This is a genomic window from Haloferax chudinovii, from assembly GCF_042663345.1.
GTDB lineage: Archaea > Halobacteriota > Halobacteria > Halobacteriales > Haloferacaceae > Haloferax > Haloferax chudinovii.
This window is the reverse complement of the sequence record NZ_JBHTAB010000001.1, coordinates 581,336-599,929: the sequence shown is the minus strand read 5'-3', so window position 1 is coordinate 599,929 and position 18,594 is coordinate 581,336. Positions and strand designations below refer to the sequence as shown.

31 protein-coding genes are annotated in these 18,594 nt (G+C 66.0%); 2 read left to right on the top strand and 29 right to left on the bottom strand.

The annotated features are described in order from the left end of the window. Positions 1 to 22: 22 nt before the first annotated feature. Together ACFQI8_RS03115 and ACFQI8_RS03110 are read right to left on the bottom strand one after the other, a co-directional pair. Entirely contained in the window at positions 23 to 391 is a 369-nt protein-coding gene (locus tag ACFQI8_RS03115) for a hypothetical protein (RefSeq protein WP_390242746.1), read from the bottom strand. Further along, positions 379 to 1,389 carry a DUF7490 domain-containing protein gene (locus ACFQI8_RS03110; RefSeq protein WP_390242745.1) on the bottom strand — a complete coding sequence of 337 codons (1,011 nt, stop codon included), beginning with the start codon at positions 1,387 to 1,389 and terminating at the stop codon, positions 379 to 381. Before ACFQI8_RS03110 ends, ACFQI8_RS03115 begins: the two co-directional genes overlap by 13 nt. Before the next feature lie 163 nt (positions 1,390 to 1,552). Between ACFQI8_RS03110 and ACFQI8_RS03105 the strand changes: the two genes are divergently transcribed. Continuing rightward, complete coding sequence (locus tag ACFQI8_RS03105) at positions 1,553 to 1,711, top strand: DUF1059 domain-containing protein (protein WP_390242744.1); 159 nt, start codon at positions 1,553 to 1,555, stop codon at positions 1,709 to 1,711. A gap of 50 nt (positions 1,712 to 1,761) precedes the next feature. Beyond that, positions 1,762 to 2,163 (top strand): universal stress protein, encoded by a 402-nt coding sequence (locus tag ACFQI8_RS03100; RefSeq protein WP_390242743.1) that lies wholly within the window; start codon positions 1,762 to 1,764, stop codon positions 2,161 to 2,163. Between the two features lie 27 nt (positions 2,164 to 2,190). Here the strand turns inward: ACFQI8_RS03100 and ACFQI8_RS03095 are convergent, their stop codons facing one another. The 27 genes from ACFQI8_RS03095 to ACFQI8_RS02965 form a co-directional block, all read right to left on the bottom strand. Continuing rightward, positions 2,191 to 2,913 (bottom strand): hypothetical protein, encoded by a 723-nt coding sequence (locus ACFQI8_RS03095; protein WP_390242976.1) that lies wholly within the window; start codon positions 2,911 to 2,913, stop codon positions 2,191 to 2,193. A gap of 100 nt (positions 2,914 to 3,013) precedes the next feature. Continuing rightward, complete coding sequence (locus ACFQI8_RS03090) at positions 3,014 to 4,255, bottom strand: ornithine cyclodeaminase, nickel-pincer nucleotide-dependent (protein WP_390242742.1); 1,242 nt, start codon at positions 4,253 to 4,255, stop codon at positions 3,014 to 3,016. A 99-nt stretch (positions 4,256 to 4,354) separates the two neighbouring features. Continuing rightward, positions 4,355 to 4,846 carry a hypothetical protein gene (locus tag ACFQI8_RS03085; RefSeq protein ID WP_390242741.1) on the bottom strand — a complete coding sequence of 164 codons (492 nt, stop codon included), beginning with the start codon at positions 4,844 to 4,846 and terminating at the stop codon, positions 4,355 to 4,357. Between the two features lie 69 nt (positions 4,847 to 4,915). Further along, positions 4,916 to 5,857 carry an alpha/beta hydrolase gene (locus ACFQI8_RS03080; protein WP_390242740.1) on the bottom strand — a complete coding sequence of 314 codons (942 nt, stop codon included), beginning with the start codon at positions 5,855 to 5,857 and terminating at the stop codon, positions 4,916 to 4,918. Further along, positions 5,854 to 6,210: a DUF8159 domain-containing protein gene (locus tag ACFQI8_RS03075; RefSeq protein ID WP_390242739.1), complete on the bottom strand. Its 357-nt coding sequence runs from the start codon at positions 6,208 to 6,210 to the stop codon at positions 5,854 to 5,856. Before ACFQI8_RS03075 ends, ACFQI8_RS03080 begins: the two co-directional genes overlap by 4 nt. Positions 6,211 to 6,311: 101 nt before the next feature. Next, entirely contained in the window at positions 6,312 to 7,043 is a 732-nt protein-coding gene (locus tag ACFQI8_RS03070) for a hypothetical protein (RefSeq protein ID WP_390242738.1), read from the bottom strand. A 168-nt stretch (positions 7,044 to 7,211) separates the two neighbouring features. Then, positions 7,212 to 8,681: a preprotein translocase subunit SecY gene (gene secY / locus ACFQI8_RS03065; RefSeq protein ID WP_390242737.1), complete on the bottom strand. Its 1,470-nt coding sequence runs from the start codon at positions 8,679 to 8,681 to the stop codon at positions 7,212 to 7,214. Positions 8,682 to 8,684: 3 nt separating this feature from the next. After that, on the bottom strand, positions 8,685 to 9,188 hold the full coding sequence (locus tag ACFQI8_RS03060; protein ID WP_390242736.1) for an uL15m family ribosomal protein: 504 nt from the start codon (positions 9,186 to 9,188) through the stop codon (positions 8,685 to 8,687). Further along, positions 9,185 to 9,649 carry a 50S ribosomal protein L30 gene (locus ACFQI8_RS03055; protein ID WP_390242735.1) on the bottom strand — a complete coding sequence of 155 codons (465 nt, stop codon included), beginning with the start codon at positions 9,647 to 9,649 and terminating at the stop codon, positions 9,185 to 9,187. The genes ACFQI8_RS03060 and ACFQI8_RS03055 overlap by 4 nt, the downstream gene beginning before the upstream one ends. Continuing rightward, on the bottom strand, positions 9,649 to 10,293 hold the full coding sequence (locus ACFQI8_RS03050; RefSeq protein ID WP_049920563.1) for a 30S ribosomal protein S5: 645 nt from the start codon (positions 10,291 to 10,293) through the stop codon (positions 9,649 to 9,651). The genes ACFQI8_RS03055 and ACFQI8_RS03050 overlap by 1 nt, the downstream gene beginning before the upstream one ends. Further along, a complete protein-coding gene (locus tag ACFQI8_RS03045; protein WP_390242734.1) occupies positions 10,290 to 10,844 on the bottom strand; it encodes a 50S ribosomal protein L18 in 555 nt (184 codons plus the stop codon). Before ACFQI8_RS03045 ends, ACFQI8_RS03050 begins: the two co-directional genes overlap by 4 nt. After that, positions 10,844 to 11,299 (bottom strand): 50S ribosomal protein L19e, encoded by a 456-nt coding sequence (locus ACFQI8_RS03040; RefSeq protein ID WP_390242733.1) that lies wholly within the window; start codon positions 11,297 to 11,299, stop codon positions 10,844 to 10,846. Before ACFQI8_RS03040 ends, ACFQI8_RS03045 begins: the two co-directional genes overlap by 1 nt. After that, a complete protein-coding gene (locus ACFQI8_RS03035; protein WP_390242732.1) occupies positions 11,299 to 12,006 on the bottom strand; it encodes a 50S ribosomal protein L32e in 708 nt (235 codons plus the stop codon). Before ACFQI8_RS03035 ends, ACFQI8_RS03040 begins: the two co-directional genes overlap by 1 nt. Then, positions 12,006 to 12,542 (bottom strand): 50S ribosomal protein L6, encoded by a 537-nt coding sequence (locus ACFQI8_RS03030; RefSeq protein ID WP_390242731.1) that lies wholly within the window; start codon positions 12,540 to 12,542, stop codon positions 12,006 to 12,008. The genes ACFQI8_RS03035 and ACFQI8_RS03030 overlap by 1 nt, the downstream gene beginning before the upstream one ends. A gap of 4 nt (positions 12,543 to 12,546) precedes the next feature. Then, a complete protein-coding gene (locus tag ACFQI8_RS03025) occupies positions 12,547 to 12,939 on the bottom strand; it encodes a 30S ribosomal protein S8 (RefSeq protein WP_004042581.1) in 393 nt (130 codons plus the stop codon). 3 nt (positions 12,940 to 12,942) lie between these two features. Then, positions 12,943 to 13,119 carry a 30S ribosomal protein S14 gene (locus ACFQI8_RS03020; protein ID WP_004042587.1) on the bottom strand — a complete coding sequence of 59 codons (177 nt, stop codon included), beginning with the start codon at positions 13,117 to 13,119 and terminating at the stop codon, positions 12,943 to 12,945. Then, positions 13,116 to 13,634 carry a 50S ribosomal protein L5 gene (locus ACFQI8_RS03015; protein WP_004969589.1) on the bottom strand — a complete coding sequence of 173 codons (519 nt, stop codon included), beginning with the start codon at positions 13,632 to 13,634 and terminating at the stop codon, positions 13,116 to 13,118. The genes ACFQI8_RS03020 and ACFQI8_RS03015 overlap by 4 nt, the downstream gene beginning before the upstream one ends. Continuing rightward, positions 13,631 to 14,332: a 30S ribosomal protein S4e gene (locus ACFQI8_RS03010; RefSeq protein ID WP_390242730.1), complete on the bottom strand. Its 702-nt coding sequence runs from the start codon at positions 14,330 to 14,332 to the stop codon at positions 13,631 to 13,633. Before ACFQI8_RS03010 ends, ACFQI8_RS03015 begins: the two co-directional genes overlap by 4 nt. Continuing rightward, positions 14,329 to 14,685: a 50S ribosomal protein L24 gene (gene rplX, locus ACFQI8_RS03005; RefSeq protein WP_390242729.1), complete on the bottom strand. Its 357-nt coding sequence runs from the start codon at positions 14,683 to 14,685 to the stop codon at positions 14,329 to 14,331. Before rplX ends, ACFQI8_RS03010 begins: the two co-directional genes overlap by 4 nt. A gap of 1 nt (position 14,686) precedes the next feature. Further along, a complete protein-coding gene (locus tag ACFQI8_RS03000) occupies positions 14,687 to 15,085 on the bottom strand; it encodes a 50S ribosomal protein L14 (RefSeq protein WP_004974917.1) in 399 nt (132 codons plus the stop codon). Continuing rightward, the gene (locus tag ACFQI8_RS02995; protein WP_013035359.1) at positions 15,085 to 15,429 is read right to left on the bottom strand and encodes a 30S ribosomal protein S17; all 345 of its coding nucleotides are present in this window, start codon (positions 15,427 to 15,429) and stop codon (positions 15,085 to 15,087) included. The genes ACFQI8_RS03000 and ACFQI8_RS02995 overlap by 1 nt, the downstream gene beginning before the upstream one ends. Next, positions 15,420 to 15,851, bottom strand: coding sequence for a ribonuclease P protein component 1 (locus ACFQI8_RS02990; RefSeq protein WP_390242728.1), 432 nt, complete (start codon positions 15,849 to 15,851; stop codon positions 15,420 to 15,422). The genes ACFQI8_RS02995 and ACFQI8_RS02990 overlap by 10 nt, the downstream gene beginning before the upstream one ends. Position 15,852: 1 nt before the next feature. Then, a complete protein-coding gene (gene rpmC, locus ACFQI8_RS02985) occupies positions 15,853 to 16,065 on the bottom strand; it encodes a 50S ribosomal protein L29 (RefSeq protein ID WP_004062417.1) in 213 nt (70 codons plus the stop codon). Beyond that, positions 16,066 to 16,977 carry a 30S ribosomal protein S3 gene (locus tag ACFQI8_RS02980; protein WP_390242727.1) on the bottom strand — a complete coding sequence of 304 codons (912 nt, stop codon included), beginning with the start codon at positions 16,975 to 16,977 and terminating at the stop codon, positions 16,066 to 16,068. Further along, positions 16,977 to 17,438 (bottom strand): 50S ribosomal protein L22, encoded by a 462-nt coding sequence (locus ACFQI8_RS02975; protein WP_390242726.1) that lies wholly within the window; start codon positions 17,436 to 17,438, stop codon positions 16,977 to 16,979. The genes ACFQI8_RS02980 and ACFQI8_RS02975 overlap by 1 nt, the downstream gene beginning before the upstream one ends. Before the next feature lie 3 nt (positions 17,439 to 17,441). Then, positions 17,442 to 17,864 carry a 30S ribosomal protein S19 gene (locus tag ACFQI8_RS02970; RefSeq protein ID WP_390242725.1) on the bottom strand — a complete coding sequence of 141 codons (423 nt, stop codon included), beginning with the start codon at positions 17,862 to 17,864 and terminating at the stop codon, positions 17,442 to 17,444. Positions 17,865 to 17,866: 2 nt separating this feature from the next. Next, entirely contained in the window at positions 17,867 to 18,592 is a 726-nt protein-coding gene (locus tag ACFQI8_RS02965; RefSeq protein ID WP_004042612.1) for a 50S ribosomal protein L2, read from the bottom strand. Positions 18,593 to 18,594 lie beyond the last annotated feature (2 nt).

Sequence of the window (18,594 nt, the reverse complement as noted above, 5' to 3'; positions counted from 1 at the left end):
GGTGAGAGGTGACGCGGACCGCTCAGTCGCTCGTCAGTCGGCGAAGCTGAACGGAGACGCCGAGCGCCGCCCCGAGGAGCAACACGAGGTTGAACGCCGCTTGGAACGGTGCGCGGTACTCGGGGTTCACCCACGTCGTGATGGTCTGGCTGGCGTTGAAGTAGAACTGGAGCGCCGCGATGAGCGCGAGCAACAGCAGTCCCGCGAGCACCGCGTAGTCGAGGTAGCGGCGCATCCGCTCCGCGAACTCGCGGTTCTCGGTTTCCTCGTCGTCGGTCGAGTCCGTGGACTCTCGGAGCCTGTCCGCACCCGCCGCGTCGTCGGTCGCCCGCGTCTCGTCGGTCGGAGACCGGTCTTCGTCCGTCCGCGCCTCGTCGCTCATTTCGACCACCTCCGGGCGACGAAGACGGCCGCGAGAAGCCCCACGACCGCCACGAGCGGGCCGAAGCCCGGTGCCGACGAGGAGGTCTCGGTCTGCTCGTAGTCGGTTGCCTGCGGCGCGTCGCCGCCGTCGCCGTTCTCGAAGTCTTCGACGCGGAGTTCCACGTCCTCTCTGGTCTGGTTCACGCTAATCGTCCTCGTTGGGTTCAGGTTCGCCGCGCCGCGGGCGGTGTCGATGACGACCCCGTCGCGGAGCAACACGGCGTCGATGTAGTAGTTGTAGTCGTTCGGGACGCTCGCCGACGCGTCCACCGTCTCGGTCCGGCCGGTCTCGATGGTCCCCGCGTCGACCGTCGTTCGGGAGGCGACGATGTTGGACTCGGCCTGCCGGAGGACGAACAGCACCGAGAGGTCCTCGGCCGGGGCGTCGCCGGCGTTCGTCAGCGTCGCCGTCAGGTCGAGTGTCGTCCGGTCCTCGCCGGTCTCGGCGATGGCGAAGGAGACGGGCGGGAGCGCCTCGCTGTCGGTGAACGAGGTGGTCGACCGGAGGTACGGCGGCTTGATGGCCGAGACGCCGCGAACGCTCTTTCGCGCCTCGTCGACCCGCTCGTCGTCGCTGTAGAGGACGACCTCGACGTCGTAGCCGCCCTCGCGGGGCACCGTGAGGTTGGTCGTCGTCGCCGTCTCACCCGCTTTGGAGAGCGTTCCCACGTCGAGTTCCTGCGTCGTCGTCAGCAGTCCCGACTCGGCGTCGACGGCGCGGACGAGCACGCTCACGTTCTCCGTTGGGTTGCCTCGGTGGTCGATTCGCGTCTCGATTTCGAGGGTGACCGTCTCCCCCGTCGCCTGCCCGGCGGCGATGGAGACGCCGGCGACGTCCACCGGACCGGGACGGACTGGGCCGTCGTCGGTCGGGTCCGCGACGACCCCCGGAACGACGGCGGCGGCGACGAGCGCCACGACGACGACGCCGACCGCCCCGGCGGTGAGGAGGGCGTTTCTTTCCATATCTGACTGACATTTACGGGCGGGTAAATGTTTTGTCCCCGACGGGTCCGGGGAGCGGCCGGCACGCCCGCGACGACACGGCCTCGGGAACCCGTCCGCCGGGGGGAGTGTCGTGATGAGTGTGAACACACGCTTTGTCTCTGGAGCGCGTATCTCTCTCGCTATGTCGAAGGCGATGCAACAGGCGACGTGTTCGTGCGGGTTCAGCGTGACCTCCGAGAACAGAAACGAGGTGGTGAAAGTGATTCAGGAACACGCCCACGACGAACACGGGAACGCGATGACGAGAGACGACGTGTTGGCGATGATGAAGCAGGCCTGACGGGCGTGGTCGGGCGTGGATTTTTATACGACGGCGTGGCGATATGAGACATGGCAACATACGTTATTGGAACGAACTCGGTCCACACGAGCGCCGAAGTCTGCGACTATCTCTCGCGGCGAATCACCGCCGGGGACGTGCTCCACGTCGTCAACTCCCACCGCGGCGGCGACGAGACCGACAGCGAGGACGTCCGCGACGGCGAGGACGCCTTGAACGTCGTGACGTCCCGACTCGGCGACCTCGTGGACGTCGAGACCCACCAGTACATCCGCGGTAACGACGCCGCCGACGACATCCTCCAGTGCGCCGACGAACAGGGAGCCGACGAAATCGTCATCGGCGTCCGAAAGCGCAATCCGACCTCGAAAATCGTCTTCGGGAGCACGGCACAGGACGTCCTGTTGCACTCGAACATCCCGATGGCGGTCGTCCCGCTGGAAAAAGTCTGACCGCCCGAAACGGCGCTCCCGGCCGATTCAGTTCCCGCTTCGATACTCGACGAGTTCCATCTCGAACGCCGGCGTCTCGTCGCCTTCCTCCTCGTAGAACGCCACGTAGCCCGGCAACGGACTCTCAGGGGTGACACAGCTCTCCCAGAAGACGCTCCCGTTCGTCCGGACGACGAACTCCGCACACTCGAGGCCGGCGTAGGTCGATAGCGCCTCGACTTCGAAGCTCACGGTCCCGTTGGCTCCCGAGGACTCCCAGCGGTCGCCGACGCTGAGAGTCTCGCCGTCGACCCCGCTGTAGTACGGCGAATCGAAGCCGAGGGTAGCGACCGACCCCGACGGAGTTCCGGCGAGTTCGCCGTACACCTCGTCCGGCGGCGCGGTCACGGTCTGCTCGCTCGTCGCGTTGGGCGTGACCAGTTTCGTCCGAACCGTCACCTCGTCGTCGGTCGCGGAGACGACCTCCCACTCGTAGGTCGCGGTGCCGTCGATGCTCGGACTCTCGATGTCGTAGCGGTAGTACTGCCCGGTCCGGTACTGCTGGTCCCACGTTCCGTTGAACGTAACTGAGGAGCGTTCGGCGGCGGCGTCGCCGCTCTGGTCGGCCGACTCGCCGCCGGCGGTCGTCGTCGCGTCTGTCGCGTCCGTCGTGGGTTCGGTCGCGGTCGTCGGTTCGGTCGGGGTCGTGGCGTCGCCGCCGACGCCGCCCCCGCACCCGGCGAGGAGAACCATGACCGCGGCGAGGAGCACTCGCACTGCGTTGGGTTGCATACAGGACACGAGAGACCACACAGGGTGATAATTGACCCGTCAGACGGTGCCCGCGGCGGAACAGGCGGGAGCGGCCCGGTCAGTTCTCGCCGTCGGCTTCGAGCACCTTCTCGGCGAGCGTCGGCACGAACGTCCCGATGTCCGTGACCATCCCGATGGCCTGCGAGGAGCCGCGGTCGAGCAGTTGCGTGACGGTCGCGGGGTTGATGTCCACGCAGACGGTCTTGGCCGTCGAGGGCAGGCAGTTGCCGACGGCGACAGAGTGCAGGAGCGTCGAGAGCATCAGCACCATGTCGGCGCGGTGGGCCTGCTCGCGGATGGCGTTCTGCGCCTCGATGGTGTCGGTGATGGTGTCCGGTAGCGGGCCGTCGTCCCGAATCGACCCCGCGAGGACGTACGGCACGTCGTGTTTCACGCACTCGTACATCACGCCCGATTCGATGAGTCCCTCCTCGACGGCCTCGGCGATGCCGCCGGCGCGAATGACCTCGCTGATGGTGTAGATGTGGTGTTTGTGGCCCTTCCGCGGGTGTTCCATCGTCTCCATGTCCATCCCGAGCGAGGTGCCGTACAGCCCGCGCTCGATGTCGTGAGTGGCGAAGCCGTTGCCGGCCGAAATCATGTCCACGTAGCCCTCGCGGACGAGTTCGGCGAGGGCGTCGCCGCCGCCGGAGTGGATGAGCGCCGGCCCGGCGACGACGAGGACGTTCCCGCCGTCAGCTTTGGTCTCGCAGAGCGCCTCGGCGACCTCGCCGATGAGCGACTCCGAGGGGCGCTCCGAGGAGACGCCGCCCTGCATGAACCCGAAGGGGCCGGAGGCGTCGCGGGGGCGTTCCGGCGGCTTGACGCGAATCCCCGCCTCGTCGGTGACGACGAGGTCGCCCTCCTCGATGCCGTTGAGAACCTTCGTGGAGGCGCGCGGGCCGTTTTCGGTCTCCTCGATGACTATCGCGCAGTCCATCTCGATGTCCTCGACCGGGAGCCACTCACCCCGGTACCGAACGTCGGTCGGGTGGTTCGTCGTCGAGTAAAAGCCCACGGGGACGACCCGGTCGGCCGGCGAGGCCTCGACGCGGGCGTCGACGGGGTCCGTGAGGTTCGCGCCGATTTGGTGGAGTTCGTGCAGTATCTCCTGAAGCGTCTCGCGGTCGTCCGCGGTCACAGACATCCGGCAGTAGGAAGGCTCGTCCTTCTGCCGCCCGACGTCGAACTGCTCGACGTCGAAGTCGCCGTCGAGGTCCATCACGATACCCATCGCCTGTTGCATCATCCCCGAATCGATGATGTGGCCGTCGAGTTCGACCGTGCGCGTGAACGTCATCGACGGAGAGACGAGAACGGTGGCAAAGTGGGTTACGGACCCACGGACGCGACGACGCGGAAAAAGACGGAGTCGGACGGCGTTCGGTTCGGTCCGGGTTCAGAGGAAGAAGCTCTTGAACGTGTTAGCGACGGTCCAGACGACCTGGTCGACGGGGTGTCCTCGCTCGCCGGCGACGCGGATGCGGTCGTCGGAGAGGGCGCTTCGTACCTCGGCCATCGGCTCGGACGACTCGGCGATGGTTTCGAGCGTCTCTCGGTCCGTCGTGATGCGGGTCGACGCCTCGCTGTCGGGGCCGGTCGACAGGTCTTCGATTCGCATGTCGTCTCGCACCGACGCCGAGAACACCCGGGTCTCTCCCCCGTCTTCGATGTAGACGTTCACCGTTCGCCCCGCGACGAGACTTCGGGCGAACGAGACGTCTAACTCTTCGATGTTGGCGTTGTACAGCGCGACCCCCTCTTCGAGAAGCCGTTGTGTGTCGGCATCGCTCGGCGTCTCCGACTCCTGTGCGAACACCGGTGCGGATGCGGCCACCGCGACGAGCGCGACGGCGAGGAACAACGAGACGAGACGGGTGGATGTGGACATCTCTGTATGGTATAGGCCGGGTGAGGACATAATGGTTCGCGCGAGGATTCAGCGGGTTGACGACTCCCGTCAGCGAACCGTTCGGAGGAACGACAGGAGGTGGCCGAACGTCTGTTCGAACGCCCGGTCGTAGTGGTCGAAGTGACCCGCGGGGAGTTCGACCAGCGTCGCGTTCGGAAGCTCGTCCGCGAGGTCAGCCACCGCGTCGGCGGGTGCGAGGTCGTCTCGCGTCCCCGAAACGAGGAGCGTCGGGCAGGTGACCGCATCCGGGTCGGGAAGCGCCCGGTAGCGGAGTAACGAGAGGAACAACCGAGCGGGCGTCTCGTCGCGCCACGCGCTCCCCGGCGGCACGAGGTCGCGGTAGGCGGCGCGAACGCCGGGGTTCTCGAAGACGGCCATCGACGAGCCGTCGCCGACGACGGGGACGCGATACGGGCCGACGAATCGCGACTGGAGTCTGTCGCGGACGCCGGCGGCGACCGCCGCGAGCGTGCCTTTGACGCCGCGCCCCCGCGTGACGGCCTTCCCGTCGAGCATCGGGTGCAGGGCGACGACGGCGGCGACGCGGCCGTCCTCGGCCGCCGCGCGGAGGGCGTAGCCGCCGGAGAGGCCAGCGCCCCAGAGCACGAGCGAGCGCGAGTCCACCTCGTCGCGCTCGCGGAGGCCGGAGAGCGCGGCGTGCCAGTCGGCCACCTGCGCGTCGGGCGCGACGAGGTTCCGGGGCTCGCCGTCGGAGTCGCCGGTGTTGCGATAGTCGAAGAGGAACGCCGCGTAGCCCGCCTCGGCCAGTCGCTCGGCGTAGGGGCGGAGCCCGAAGCGACGCTCCGCCGCGAGCTCGCCGGCCATGACGACCACCGGCGGCGACTCGACGCCGTCGGGACGGTAGAGCCAGCCCGCGCAGTTCGCCCCCTCGCTGTCGAACGTCAACGAGACGCGCGAGTACTCGAAGTGCGAGGGCCGACGCGGGCCGCGGGCGGCCGGCGGCTCACCGCGGTGTCGCCACGCGCTCACGCGTCGCCCCCCTCGTAGAGGCTGTCGAGGACGCGCTCGGACAGCTCCTCGTCGTCCAGCGAGTAGTCGGTGTACGCGCGAATCCAGTCGGCTTCGAGCGTCCACGTCGCCTGCACGTCGCCCTCGCTTCGGAGCACCGTCGCCTCGACGGTCCTCGGGTCGAACTCGTCGTCTTGGGCGAGGTCGAGGAAGGCCGTGACCGCCCGGCCGACTTCCCCGTGGTCGGGTTCGACGTCCGGGAACGCCGTGAGATAGGTCAGCGAGACGGGGTCGTCGAGCGAGACCGACTCGACGCTGATGCCGTTACCGCGGAGCGCCTCTTCGACGGCGGCCGCCGGTTCGAGGTCGTTCATACCACGGGCTACGACTGCCGGCGGCTAAACGTTTGCCGCGAGACAGGACGCTCTCCCGTGTAATTGACGGCCTCGGCCCGAGTCTGCGAGGGTGAGACGGCTCAGTCCGCGCTCGCGCCGGCCCGGCGGAGCGCGTCGTGGAGCGAAAACAGCGGTTCGATGTCGGCGGCGGCGTAGTCGACGAGGAGTCGGGCGAGTTCGGCGTGCGTCCGCGTGTGGTCGAGCCCCGCGACGACGCCTTCGACGTACGCCTCGCCCAGCGCCTCGCCGACGTGCGCCCCCTTGACGTGGGCGTCCTCGACGCCGAGGCGTTCGAGGTAGCCCGCCGGGAGGTCGTAGTCGTCGTACCAGACGGTCGGCTGGTCGACGCCGGCCTCCTCGCACGCCTTCCACAGCGCCGGGATGTCGCGGTTCGGTCGGACCGCGCCGGGATACGCCTCGGCGGCGAGCCCCCCGAGGTCGACGTGGTCGGCGAACAGCGCGTCGATTCGGCGCGGCGCGTCCGCCCAGACGCCGGCGTCGGCGACTCGGTCGGCCCACGCGCGGAGGTGATGTTCGTCGAAGTACTCGCCGTTGTACGTGACGACGCGCCCCCCGCGGGCCTCGCACCACTCGACGACCCGCCGGAGGAGGTCGGCGGTGCGGTCGAGCGACCAGTCGCCGTCGCGGAGGAGCACCTCGACTTCGGCCTCGGTGTCGGCGTCGGTGACGCCGCCGACGCGGTGGCCCAACCCGACCGCGACCAACTCGAAGTCGTCGGTGTCTCGGAAGTCGCTCGGCGGGCCGTTCGGGCTGGCCGTCTCGATATCGACCGCGAGTCGCCCCTCGTGCATACCCCGGTCTTCCCCCGCCGGGAGTCAAAAGTGACCGGATTGCCGACGGCGCGGGCGGCGTCCGTCGAGGCGGCCGCGCCGCTATCCGGTCGAGCGCGGTAGAAATGAAATGATACGGCGGTGACGTTCGCCGCGGCGCGCGGCGGCCGTCGAGCGCGTCGGTGCTCGCTATTCGGAGCCGAACATGTTGCGCATCATGGGGTGCATCTCCATGAGCTGTTCCTCCGCGATCTCCTCGTACAGTTTGTACGTGATGGAGACCGTGAGGAGCAGTCCCGTCCCGGAGACTGCACCGATGGTGCCGAGCATGTTCGCCATGACGGCGAGCAGGCCGACGAGCGCGCCACCGATGACGGTCACCTGCGGGATGTACCGCTCCATGACCTTCTCGATGACCTGCGGGTTACGGCGGAAGCCGGGAATCTGCATCCCGGAGTTCTGAATCTGTTGCGCGGTCGATTCCGGACCCATGCCCGTCGTCTCGACCCAGAAGATCGCGAACACCGCGCCACCGACGATCATGAAGATCAGGTCGATGAGCACGCGGATAGCGATGTCGAGCGGGTCGGCCGACGTGAGGCCGAGGAACCACATCCAGTCGGAGCGCGACTGGATGGGCGCGAGATAGTAGAACAGACCGCCGGTGACCTGTCCGCTCGTGTACTGGCCGAGCCACGCTGGCATGCCGACCCACGAGTTGTTGAGGATGCGCCCGAGGAACTGCATGTTCGCCTGCAGGGCGCGAACGAGGATCATCGGCAGGACGCTCGCGTAGATGAGCTTCACGGGGAAGCGACCGCGAGCACCCTTGACGCGGGCGTGCGAGAGGGGAATCTCGACGCGGACGCTCTCGGCGTAGACGACGATGCCGAAGATGAGAAGCGTCGTGATGAGCGCGAGCAACTGTCCCTGACCGAGGAATATCGTCGACAGCAGGTCGGTCGGCGAGGCCGGCAGTTCGACGGCACCGGTGACGATGCCAATCCACGTCGGGAACAGCCCCGACGTGCCGCCGAGACCCTGCCAGCTGAACAGCCCACCGACGAGCTGTTGGCTGACCCCGGCGATGATGAACAGGCCGACCCCGGACCCGACGCCCCACTTGCTGACGATTTCGTCCATGAACAGGATGAGGACGCCGCCGACGGCGATCTGCGCGAAGATGAGACTCCGAACGCCGAACGTCCCGATGCCGAGCGACGTCGCGACGGCCTGGTCGGCCGGCAGGAAGTTCCCTGCGAACACCATCGGCACCCCCGTCAGGACGATCATGACCCCGACGAGCAGTTTCTGGAGACCCTGATAGAGGACCTGATCGCGCGGGTTGTTGTCCGTGTCGAGTCCGAGCAGGTCAGCACCGCCGAGCAGTTGCAGGACGATGCTCGCCGTGACGATGGGACCGATGCCCAGTTGGAGCACCGAGCCCTGCTGGCCGGCCAAGATGGACCGGAACTGACCGAACAGGTCGTTCGCGGTCGCGGCGTCGAGGCCGAACAGCGTCACGTTCGTCAGGAAGAAGTACAAGACGAGGATGCCGCCGGTCCACCCGAGTTTCCGGCGGAACGGGACGTGTCCCTCCGGTCGGGCGACTGCGGGCATCCGCGAAAGCACTGGTTCGGCGGCGTCCTTCCATCCCATGATTTATTCCTCGTCGTCTTCGTCGGCGTCAGCCGATTCTTCGGCCTCGGCCTCGGCCGCTTCTTCAGCGCGTTCGGAGAGTTCGGCGTCGCCGCCTGCCTCTTCGATGAGTTCGACGGCACCAGCCGTGAAGGCGTCGGCGACGACGTGCAGTTCGTTGCGGACCTGCCCGCCACCGAGCACCTTCACGACGTCCGCGTCCCAGCCGTCTTCGGCCACGTCGCGAGCGTCGACGACGTAGGTGTCACCGTCTTTCTCGGCGACTCCGTCGGCCGCGAGGAGCGCCGCGTCCTCGTCGAGCTTCTGAATCTTGACTTCGGCGACGTCGTCCTGTAGGACGTCGGGTCGCTTGAAGCCGTGCTTGCCGAGCGGCTCGTAGTTGTGGAACTCGTGTTTGTCGCGTCCGGCGCGGCCGCGACCGCCGCGGTGACCGGCGCCACGCCGGTTCTTGTGGGTACCGCCGCTGTGCGTTCGGGAGCCGCGTTGGCGTCGCTTCTTGGACGTCATCGCATGTCCTCCAGGAGCTCGTCGATCTGTTCGGTGCTGTGCTTACCGAGCTGGCCACCTTCCTTGGTGACGTGCTTCTGTCCGCGGTGACCGCCGCGCGGCGGGTGCAGACGAAGCACGGGGGAGACGCCCTGCGCTCGCAGTGTCGTCTCCTCGTCGACGATGGCCTGCGCGAGCGCGGCCACGTCGTCGTAGTCGGTGTTCTCGGAGACCCACTCGTCGGTGATGTCGGCGTCGCCCTGTTCGGGCTCGGCGCGCGTGCTGATGAGGGTCTCGACGACGTCGACGCTCGGCTCGCCGTGCGCGACGAAGTCGTTGACCTTCGAGATCATCCCGCGGTAGGCGTCGGTCTCCGGCACGAACGTCACGTGGTTCACGCGGTGGATGTTGAGCATCGAAAGCGTGTCGCGGACGTCCTGAGCGATGTTGACCTCACCGCGAAGCTGAACGATAGCCTGCATTATTCGCGCACCTCCTGACGGACTTCGCGAGCGCGCCGCGGAGTGCGGGACTGCGACGCGTTCTTGAGTGCGTTGTAGGTCGCCTTCGCGAGGTTGACCGTGGTCCGGGTGTTCCCGTCGCTCTTGGTCCAGGCGTCCTGGATACCGGCGAGTTCGAGGATGTTCCGGACGGTCTCTGCGGCCGCGAGGCCGAGACCCTGCGGGGCGGGGATGATGCGGACCGTCACGGAGCCGGCCTTCCCCTCCGCCTTGCGCGAGAGGGAGTTGAGGCCGCCTGCGCGGTCTTCCCACGAGCCCGAGCCGCGGTCTACCTTGATGATGTTCAGTTTCGCCACCTCGATGGCTTTCTGGATGGCACCGCCGACCTGGTCGTCGCGGGCCTCAGCGTAGCCGAGATAGCCGTCACGGTTCCCGACTGCGACGACACACCGGAACTTCACCCGGCGGCCGGAGTCGGTCATGCGCTGGACCATGTTGATGTCGAGCACCTCGTCGTCCAGTCCGGGAAGGAGCTGGTCGACGAGCTGGGGTTCCTTGAGCGGAAGTCCCGTCTCGAGCGCCTGGTCCATCGACGTGACGTCGCCGTTCTGCACCATGCGGCCGAGCCGCGTTCGCGGCTCCCAGCCGTTGTTATTTCTGCTCATTCGTCCTCCTGAAGGTTCCCGAGCACTTCGTCGAAGTGGTCGGGGAGGTTCGTGGCATCGAAGTCTCCACTGTAGAGCGGCTCGTCGAGCTGCTCCGCGTACTCGGCGATGTGGACACCGCGGTTGCGGTCCCAGTCAGCGAGTACTGCGTCGTTGTGGGGGATTTCGAGGCCAGCGTCGATAGCACCCTCCTGCACCGCGAAGACCTTGTTTCCGGGCGTGGCCGTGTTGAGGCCGATGTCGAGGACCGCTTCCTCGACGCCGGCGGCCAGCGCCCGCTTACCTGCCAGATACCCCGTGAGGTACGCGCTCGGGAGGTTGCCCGTTGGGGCTTCCCAGCCGTACTCGTCGAGGTCGGCAGAGGTCGCTGCAGCGTGGGTCTCGTCGCCCTGCGGGCCCGGAGTGACCAGCTGCGCCCTGACGTGCTTGTTGCTCATGCGAGCAACGAGGCGGGGCTTGCCCGATTTCAGCAGGCGCAACCTTTGATGGTAATCGGTCCGGACTTCGCGGCGACGCCGCATCGGAACCTTGTATCGTGGTCCGGTCGCCATTATTGAATCTCCACCTGGTAGTTGTTCTGAATGTACGCTTCGAGCCGGTCCACGCTATCGAACTCGCCACCGGACGCCTTGTTGTAGAGCGAGCGGTACTGGGAACGGTCGAGCGTTCCGTCCTCGCGAAGCTCCTTCAGGCGACGGCGCTGGGCGCGGATTCGGCTGACCCATGCGTCTTTCTTGTTCTGTCGAGCGCCGGAACGGCCCTTGCGGGAGCCGGCACCCTTGCGGTGACCGTAGGAACGCTTGGCGGCGCGCTCGCGTGCGCGACCTTTCGAGTTGCCCTTGGCGTCCGTGGCGCGAATCGTGCCCTCGTCGACGAGTTCACGGATGTCTTCGCGCGTGATGGCCTCCGCGATTTCGGACTGTTCCTCGGGGTCGAACCACACTCGACCCTTGCCGACGTCAAGGACGTCGGCCGCCATTCGCTTCTGCGCTTTGAGGTCAGTCATCAGTTATCCACCTCGACTTCGACGTAGGTGGGGTTGAGGACGCGGATCTCGCGGTCCTCACACGCTTCCTCGATGCGCTCGCGCTTGCGCGCGCCGACCGAGGAGGCGATGCGAACTGCCTGCGTATCGCCGTCGATGCCTTCGAGGTCGTCCGTGTTGAACACGCGGACCTCCTCGAAGCCCGAGGGGTGAAGCCCGCGGGCGGCCTTCGGCGTGCGGTAGCCCGCCTCGACCTTGGGGCCCTTGCCCTTGATGCCGATACGCTGTTTGGAGAGACCACCACGGGGGCGACGCCACGACGTGGGCGTGCGCTTCTTCTTGTGGTGGTCCTGCCGGTTGAACTGCGGCTTGCCCTCGCGGCGCTTCTGCGCCAGGGCCTCCGCCGTTTCGTCGTCGAGCTGGGGCTTCTTGTCCGCGTGACCGCGGGGCTGAAGCTCCGTCTCGACGTCTTCGGCTTCCTCTTCCTCAGGCTCGGCTTCGGACTCGTCTTCGACTTCGGCCTCGGCCTCGTCGGAGACCTCGAGGCCACCGACGTCGGCTTTGATACGCGCGGCGAGCGCGTTACCGATGCCGTCGACCTCGGCCAGTTCGGACTGGCTCGCGGCCTGGACGTCGTCGACGCTCTCGAAGCCGGCTTCGCGGAGCGCGTCGGCCTTCGACGGGCCGACGCCGCTGATGTCTTCGAGTTCGGTGATTTCTTCCGACATTAGGCATCACCAGTCTGCGGTTTCTGGGTGATGTACACGCCGTCGGTGAACACGCGAGTGTCCTTGTCCTTGACGCGGGTGAGTTGTTCGATGTCGGCGGCGGTCTGCCCGACGTTCTCCTTGTTGGAGCCCGTCAGGGTGAGTTCTTCGCCGTCGACCTGTACGTCCGTGTCGCCGCGAATCTGCGCTCGTCGCGGGGACTTCTCGCCGAGGAAGTTCTTGATGACCACGTCGCTCCCTTCGACGCTAACCTGCATCGGGAAGTGAGCGTAGTGGACTTCCATCTTGTACTCCCACCCCTCGGTCGCGCCGTGAAGCATGTTGTTCACGTGGCTCTCGAAGGTACCGATAGTCGCGTTGGTCTTCGCGTTCTCGACGTCGCTCTCGATGACGATAGCGTCGTCTTCGGCGGAGACCGAGACGTTCGGGTACCAGAGGCGCTTTGTGACGCTTCCGTTGGGGCCCTCGATGGTGAGCTCGAGGTTCTTGACCTCGGCGGATACCTCGTCCGGGATTTCGATTTCTATTCGGCTCATTGTTCTAGTAGACGTAGGCGATGATCTGGCCACCGATGCCCTTCTCGCGGGCCTCGTAGTGGCTCATGACGCCGTGGCTCGTCGTGACGATGAGCGCGCCGTAGTCACGGGCGGGGAGGAATCGCTTCTCCCATTTCTCGAAGTCGTCGGCTCCGGCGGAATACCGGGGCTTGACGACGCCACAATCGTTGATTGCGCCTTTTAGTTCGACCTCGAACAGACCGGCCTTGCCGTCGTCGACGAACTCGAAGCCGTCGATGTACCCGCGGTCGTAGAAGACCTCGAGGACGGAGCCGATGATGTTGGAGGCGGGCTGGATCTCGTGGGACAGGTGTCCGACGCTCTCGGCGTTATCCACACCGGAGAGCGCGCTACTGAGTGGGTCGTTGTCAGCCATTGCTTATCGGTACTTCTTGAATCCCATCTCGCGGGCGATCTCTCGGAAGCACTGGCGGCACAGGTTGATGTCGTACTTGCTGACAAGTCCCTGTTTTCGACCGCAGCGCCGGCACTCGTTCTCCTGGCCGGTGCGGCGGGACGCGTGCTCGCCCGTCTGTTCTGTTTCGCTATCGCTCATTCTTCAACCTCCACGTCGAACGTGGACTCGATGAACGCGACGGCGTCCTCGACGGTCATCCGGTGGGACGACGGAATCTGGCGGGAACGCTTGTCGCGCTTTTTCACTCGGTAGCCGGGGCGGACGAGGTTGACCGTCACGTCCAGCCCGTAGATACCGATCTGCGGGTCGTACTCCTGGCTCGGGAACTCCGTGTGCTCTTCGACGCCGAAGCCGAAGTTGCCCGTCTCGTCGAACGACGAGACCGAGAGGTCCGCGATGGGGAGTGCGGTTTCGAGGAACTCGACGGCGGTGTCACCGCGGAGGGTGACCTTCGCGCCGACGGGTTCGCCGCGGCGAACGCCGAAGTCCTGCGAGGCGCGGCCGGAGATGGTGCGAACGCTCTCCTGACCGGTAATCTCCTCGAGGATGTCCTCGGCCTTGGCGAGTTCGCGACCACCTTCGCCGACGCCCATGTGGACGACGACCTTCTCGATGCGCGGGTCGCGCATCGCGTGGAAGTCAGCCTCGCTCATTCGTCATCCCCCGTGAAGTTCTCGTCGATGACGACGACGTACTGTTCGACCGTCTCGAACTCGCCGTCTTCGGTCTCGACGACAACGGAGTTGTTCCCGCTTCCGGGCGTGACAATGATCTCGGTGATCTCGCCGATCTCGCCGGCGTGCTGCCCGTTGACGGCCGTGACGAGCGCGCCTTCCTCGTAGGGGAAGTGCGCGACGACGTCCTTCGTCTCGCTGTCGACGACGATGGAGTCCTTGCCGCTGTACTCCGAGGCGTCCTCGACGATGAGCGTCGCCCCGTCGTGGAGCGTCAGCTGGAAGTCGCCACCGCTGACCTGCGTCTTGTTCACAATCTTGCCGAGACGGCTGGATGCCGAGTCGGCGTCGATGGGCGTCAGTGCCAGGCGGCCCCCCTCGTCGGGGAAGACGCGGTAGTACTCCTCTCGCTGGACGAACGCCAGGATGTCGAACATCCCGATGGGACGGCGGACGTCGGAGGCCACGTCGCCGTTGACCAGAATGCTCTGGTGGTTGAGGGCGTACTGGGCCTCCTTCTTCGAGTCCACGTAGCCGAGCACGTCGCGCAGGACGATGAGGAGGGGAACCCCCGATTCGCCGTGCGGACCCGCTCCGGCCTTGACCGTGAACGTGCCTGTCTTGCGCTCGACCGGCCAGGACTTCGGTACGGACAGTCGCTTCTGGTGTCGAGTCATTCGTTATCCTCCTTGAGTCGGGCCTCGCGCACGTCGTCTTCGAGGTCCAGTTCCGTCACGCGGACGTTACTGGCCTGAAGGGGGCGTGGGGCCTCCTCGCCGTCGGCTTTCTCAACGGTGACGCCGTCGACGTAGATGACGGCGTCCCTGAGGTCGACCTCGGTGACTTCGCTTTCGTCGCCGGCGAAGTCGCCGCGGAGCACCTCGACCGTGTCGCCCGCGTTGACGCGGACGTTACGGTTACCGTACTCCTCGCGGAGGTCGGCCGACAGCGGTGCGCGGACCTGCTTTTGCCGCTCGTGGAGCGGCGCGTCGCGAATCTGGGTTCGCTGTTTGCGCGGTTGTCGAGTCATACTATACAATCATCGTAGCCGTCGATGCAATACTCCCGAAGCGCTCGGCGACTTCGCGTGCGACGGGGCCCTTGATTTCGGTCCCGCGAGGCTCTTCCATCTCGTCGATGATGACGGCGGCGTTGTCCTCGAACTTCACACGCGTGCCATCGGGCCGGCGGATGGATTTCCGCTGGCGGACGATGACCGCTTCGAGCACCTGGCGGCGCATCTCGGGGGTACCTTTGGTGACCGAGACGGTCACCTTGTTCCCGATGCCTGCCTTGGGGTGGCGGTTCTTCGTGCCGGAGTAACCCGCGACGCTGATAATCTTCAGTTCACGAGCGCCGGTGTTGTCGGCGCACGTGACCAGCGAGCCACGGGCGACACCCTTGGTGATGTCCGCTTTGAGCGCTTCCATCACTCGTCACCTCCCATAATCTCGACGACGACGTGTGATTTCGTCTTCGAGAGAGGTCGGGTCTCCGCAATCGTTACTTCGTCACCGACAGCGACGTCGTCGAGCACGCCCGGCACGTGTGCCGGGATGCGGGAACGTCGCTTCATGTAGCGGTCGTACTTCGGAACGAATACGTCGTACTCCCGCTCGACGATGACGGTCTTTGCCATGTCCGTCGAGACGACTGTCCCCTCCAGGGTTTGACCCCGGACGGAGAGCGAGCCGTAGAACGGACATTTTTCGTAGTCGTAAGCCTCGGAATCGTCAGGTTCCGGAGGCATTGGAACGTCAAGTCCTATCGCCATTTCGAGTCACCTGTAGTTTCGGTGCGCAGGGCGGGTCGTGAGAGCAGTTGTGCGCCATCCACCGTAACGTAGGCCACGCCCTCGCAATTCCCGGAACGGGAAGCCGCCGGTGATGAGTCGGCGAGCCGATCAGACTGACTGGCATCAAATCCGCCAGTAGTATCCGACCGAAGTTTGGACGCGGTCCCCGACGCCTTCGCGGCGCCGGCGGCTTCATCTGTGCGCGGAATCGCAAATTCGAAGGTCGCCCCTCGTTTCGGCACCTGCCGCACCCGAGACCCGTCGTCGAGCATGAACGTGTGCATCGTCTCGACGACGATGCGACCGGCTATCCCGACGAGGTCGGGGTTCGCCGCGTCGACGACCTCCACGTGGAGGCCGTTGAGTTCGTGTCGCGTGAGGGTCTCGGGTGTGAGTGGCATTTTATTCTTCGTCGAGGTCGCCTTCTTCGCCCTGAATCGTCTTGATTCGGGCGATGGTCTTTTTCAGTTCAGAGACGCGGCCGGGGTTCTCCGGCGCGCCACCCGCGGCCTGCACGGCCTTCGCGTTGAGCAGTTCCGTCTCGAGCTCTTCGAGCTCGGCGGTGCGCTCTGCGGGCGTCATGTCGCGAATCTCTTCGGTGTAGAGGATCGCCATTTATTCTTCCTCCGTTTCGTCGTCGTCTTCGTCTTCCATCTCCGAGACGAGGTCGGCCGCCTCTTCGGCGACGTCTTCGTCGAGTTCCTCGTCGTCGTCGACGACGTCCTCGACCGCTTCGTCCTCGTCGTCGGTGTCGTCGTCGACGACTTCCTCTTCGACCGCTTCGACGGCCGCTTCCTCGACGACGTCTTCGTCGACGGCGTCCGTCTCGGCGTCAGCGTCCTCGGAGACGTCCGGAACGTCTTCCGGCTCCTCTTCGAGGAGGTCTTCGACGCCCTCGGTCTCTTCGATCTGTTCGACGGCCTCGGGATTCGCGTCTTCCTCGACTTCGAAGTCGTCGGGGAGCTTCGCACCCGGCGGGATGATCTTGACCGTCACGCCGATGGTGCCGAGCTTCATGACTGCGACGCCCTGACCCTCGTCGACGATCTCCTGTGCGGGCTCGCCGTTGTGCTTGATGTAGCCGCGGTTGAACTTCTCCACGCGGGAGCGAGCACCCGTGACCTTGCCGGAGAGGACGATTTCAGCGCCGAGTGCGCCGGCGTCCATGATGCGGTCGATTGTCGTGTGGCCCGCCTTACGGAAGTACCAGCCGCGTTCGAGCGCGTTGGCGAGGCGGTCGGCGACGATCCGGGCGTTGAGGTCCGGCTCGTCGACTTCCTGCACGTCGATCTGGGGGTCGTCGAGGTTGAATCGCTCTTCGAGTTCGCGGGTGACCTTACGGATGTTCTTCCCGCCTTTCCCGATGACCATCCCGGGCTTTTCGGCCTTGAGCACGATCTGGGTGCCCATCGGCGTCTTGGCGACGTCCATGCCGCCGTAGCCCGCTCGGCCGAGCTCTTCCGCGAAGAACTCGTCGATCTGGGACCGCTGCAGTCCGTTCTCGATGAATTGGTGTTCGTCAGCCATTATTCTTCGACCTCTTCGATGATGAGTTCGACGTCACAGATTGGGGTGTTCCACGGGTCCGCCCGACCGAAGGCGCGGGGCTTGCGACCCTGACGCTCGCCGACCTTGTGGGCGGCGACGTGCTTGATTTCCATGGCCGGTCCGTCGAACCCCTGTTCGGTCGCGTTGTTGCGAACGTTTTCGAGGAGTTCGAGGAACGCCTTGGACGCCTTCTCGGGGTACCGTCCCGCGTCCCAGCCGTCGATGTCGCTTCGGTGACCGACGCCGGAGTTGTGCTGCTTGAACGGAACCGACCGCTCGCCGTCGATGACGGCTTCGAGGTACTCCTCTGCGTCGGCGACGGGCATCTCCTTGATGGCGCGGGAGATGGCCTTGCTGTGCTTGATGCTGATGGGCCGGTCCCGGAGCATACCCTTGGCCGTGGTGTCCGGGTCGGCCTCGACGCTGTAGTTGATTCCCATGGTTTACTTGAGGGGCACGAACTTCGAAGACCGGGTCGCGCCGATACCGGCCTGACCGTGCTCGACCGAGCTACGGGTCAGCTGGAACTCGCCCAGGTAGTGGCCGATCATCTCGGGCTGAATCTGGGTTCGCTCGAACTCCTGACCGGTGTAGACGGCGAAGGTGAGACCGACGAGTTCGGGGAGAATCGGCATGTCGCGCAGGTGCGTTCGAATGGGCGCGTTGGCCGTCTCCTCTTCCGTCTTGTCCTGAGCCTTCGCGAGCAGTTTCTCGTGCTCGGCCGACAGGCCTCGGGTGATGGTTCGCCGCTGACGAGCGGGGAGCAGTTCCGTGACCTCGTCGAGCTCCATCTCCTGCAGCTCGTCGAGCGTGTAGCCGCGGTAGGTGAACTCACCTTCGCGGCCGGTGCGGTATTGCGTACTCATGGTTACTTCCCTCCCTTGCCACCGCGACCGGTGCGTTTGGAGGCGATGTCACCGACCTTCCGTCCCGGCGGAGCGTTCCGCGAGACGGACTTCGGCTGACCGGGGTGCTGCCGGCCGCCGCCACCGAACGGGTGGTCGACGGCGTTCATAGCAACACCACGCACGCGCGGCCACTTGATACCGCGCGCTTTCATCTTGTGGTACTTCTTGCCTGCCTTGACGAACGGCTTCTCCGTGCGGCCGCCACCGGCGACGACGCCGATGGTGGCGCGGCAGTTGGGGTTGAGGCGCTTGACCTCGCCCGACGGGAGCTTCACGATAGCGACCTTGCGGTCGTGCGAGAGCAGCTGCGCGCTCACGCCGGAGGCGCGGGCGAACTTCCCGCCGTCGCCGGGCTGGTGCTCGACGTTACAGACGGGAACACCCTCGGGAATCTCGGCGAGCGGCAGGGTGTTGCCGGGCTTGATTTCGGCGGAGACGCCGATCTGAAGCTCTTCGCCGACGGAGATGCCCTCGGGCGCGAGAATCATGCGCTGTTCGTCCTCGAACTCGACGAGGGCGATGGGCGCACTGCGTGCGGGGTCGTGCTCGATGCCGACGACCGTGCCCGAGATGGTGTCTTTGTCTTCGGACTTCTTGTGCGACAGTTCGGCCTTGTAGCGGTGCGACGGCGCCCGGAATGTGGACGTACCGCGACCGCGACGCTGACCCTGAATTCGGCGTCCCATGG

Excerpts from the sequence above, each read along its gene's own strand:
- ACFQI8_RS03110 (WP_390242745.1), bottom strand. The coding sequence starts at position 1,389 with ATGGAAAGAAACGCCCTCCTCACCGCCGGGGCGGTCGGCGTCGTCGTC.
- ACFQI8_RS03105 (WP_390242744.1), top strand. The coding sequence starts at position 1,553 with ATGTCGAAGGCGATGCAACAGGCGACGTGTTCGTGCGGGTTCAGCGTG.
- ACFQI8_RS03100 (WP_390242743.1), top strand. The coding sequence starts at position 1,762 with ATGGCAACATACGTTATTGGAACGAACTCGGTCCACACGAGCGCCGAA.
- ACFQI8_RS03090 (WP_390242742.1), bottom strand. The coding sequence starts at position 4,255 with ATGACGTTCACGCGCACGGTCGAACTCGACGGCCACATCATCGATTCG.
- ACFQI8_RS03085 (WP_390242741.1), bottom strand. The coding sequence starts at position 4,846 with ATGTCCACATCCACCCGTCTCGTCTCGTTGTTCCTCGCCGTCGCGCTC.
- ACFQI8_RS03075 (WP_390242739.1), bottom strand. The coding sequence starts at position 6,210 with ATGAACGACCTCGAACCGGCGGCCGCCGTCGAAGAGGCGCTCCGCGGT.
- ACFQI8_RS03070 (WP_390242738.1), bottom strand. The coding sequence starts at position 7,043 with ATGCACGAGGGGCGACTCGCGGTCGATATCGAGACGGCCAGCCCGAAC.
- secY (WP_390242737.1), bottom strand. The coding sequence starts at position 8,681 with ATGGGATGGAAGGACGCCGCCGAACCAGTGCTTTCGCGGATGCCCGCA.
- ACFQI8_RS03060 (WP_390242736.1), bottom strand. The coding sequence starts at position 9,188 with ATGACGTCCAAGAAGCGACGCCAACGCGGCTCCCGAACGCACAGCGGC.
- ACFQI8_RS03055 (WP_390242735.1), bottom strand. The coding sequence starts at position 9,649 with ATGCAGGCTATCGTTCAGCTTCGCGGTGAGGTCAACATCGCTCAGGAC.
- ACFQI8_RS03050 (WP_049920563.1), bottom strand. The coding sequence starts at position 10,293 with ATGAGCAGAAATAACAACGGCTGGGAGCCGCGAACGCGGCTCGGCCGC.
- ACFQI8_RS03045 (WP_390242734.1), bottom strand. The coding sequence starts at position 10,844 with ATGGCGACCGGACCACGATACAAGGTTCCGATGCGGCGTCGCCGCGAA.
- ACFQI8_RS03040 (WP_390242733.1), bottom strand. The coding sequence starts at position 11,299 with ATGACTGACCTCAAAGCGCAGAAGCGAATGGCGGCCGACGTCCTTGAC.
- ACFQI8_RS03035 (WP_390242732.1), bottom strand. The coding sequence starts at position 12,006 with ATGTCGGAAGAAATCACCGAACTCGAAGACATCAGCGGCGTCGGCCCG.
- ACFQI8_RS03030 (WP_390242731.1), bottom strand. The coding sequence starts at position 12,542 with ATGAGCCGAATAGAAATCGAAATCCCGGACGAGGTATCCGCCGAGGTC.
- ACFQI8_RS03025 (WP_004042581.1), bottom strand. The coding sequence starts at position 12,939 with ATGGCTGACAACGACCCACTCAGTAGCGCGCTCTCCGGTGTGGATAAC.
- ACFQI8_RS03020 (WP_004042587.1), bottom strand. The coding sequence starts at position 13,119 with ATGAGCGATAGCGAAACAGAACAGACGGGCGAGCACGCGTCCCGCCGC.
- ACFQI8_RS03015 (WP_004969589.1), bottom strand. The coding sequence starts at position 13,634 with ATGAGCGAGGCTGACTTCCACGCGATGCGCGACCCGCGCATCGAGAAG.
- ACFQI8_RS03010 (WP_390242730.1), bottom strand. The coding sequence starts at position 14,332 with ATGACTCGACACCAGAAGCGACTGTCCGTACCGAAGTCCTGGCCGGTC.
- rplX (WP_390242729.1), bottom strand. The coding sequence starts at position 14,685 with ATGACTCGACAACCGCGCAAACAGCGAACCCAGATTCGCGACGCGCCG.
- ACFQI8_RS03000 (WP_004974917.1), bottom strand. The coding sequence starts at position 15,085 with ATGGAAGCGCTCAAAGCGGACATCACCAAGGGTGTCGCCCGTGGCTCG.
- ACFQI8_RS02995 (WP_013035359.1), bottom strand. The coding sequence starts at position 15,429 with ATGGCGATAGGACTTGACGTTCCAATGCCTCCGGAACCTGACGATTCC.
- ACFQI8_RS02990 (WP_390242728.1), bottom strand. The coding sequence starts at position 15,851 with ATGCCACTCACACCCGAGACCCTCACGCGACACGAACTCAACGGCCTC.
- rpmC (WP_004062417.1), bottom strand. The coding sequence starts at position 16,065 with ATGGCGATCCTCTACACCGAAGAGATTCGCGACATGACGCCCGCAGAG.
- ACFQI8_RS02980 (WP_390242727.1), bottom strand. The coding sequence starts at position 16,977 with ATGGCTGACGAACACCAATTCATCGAGAACGGACTGCAGCGGTCCCAG.
- ACFQI8_RS02975 (WP_390242726.1), bottom strand. The coding sequence starts at position 17,438 with ATGGGAATCAACTACAGCGTCGAGGCCGACCCGGACACCACGGCCAAG.
- ACFQI8_RS02970 (WP_390242725.1), bottom strand. The coding sequence starts at position 17,864 with ATGAGTACGCAATACCGCACCGGCCGCGAAGGTGAGTTCACCTACCGC.
- ACFQI8_RS02965 (WP_004042612.1), bottom strand. The coding sequence starts at position 18,592 with ATGGGACGCCGAATTCAGGGTCAGCGTCGCGGTCGCGGTACGTCCACA.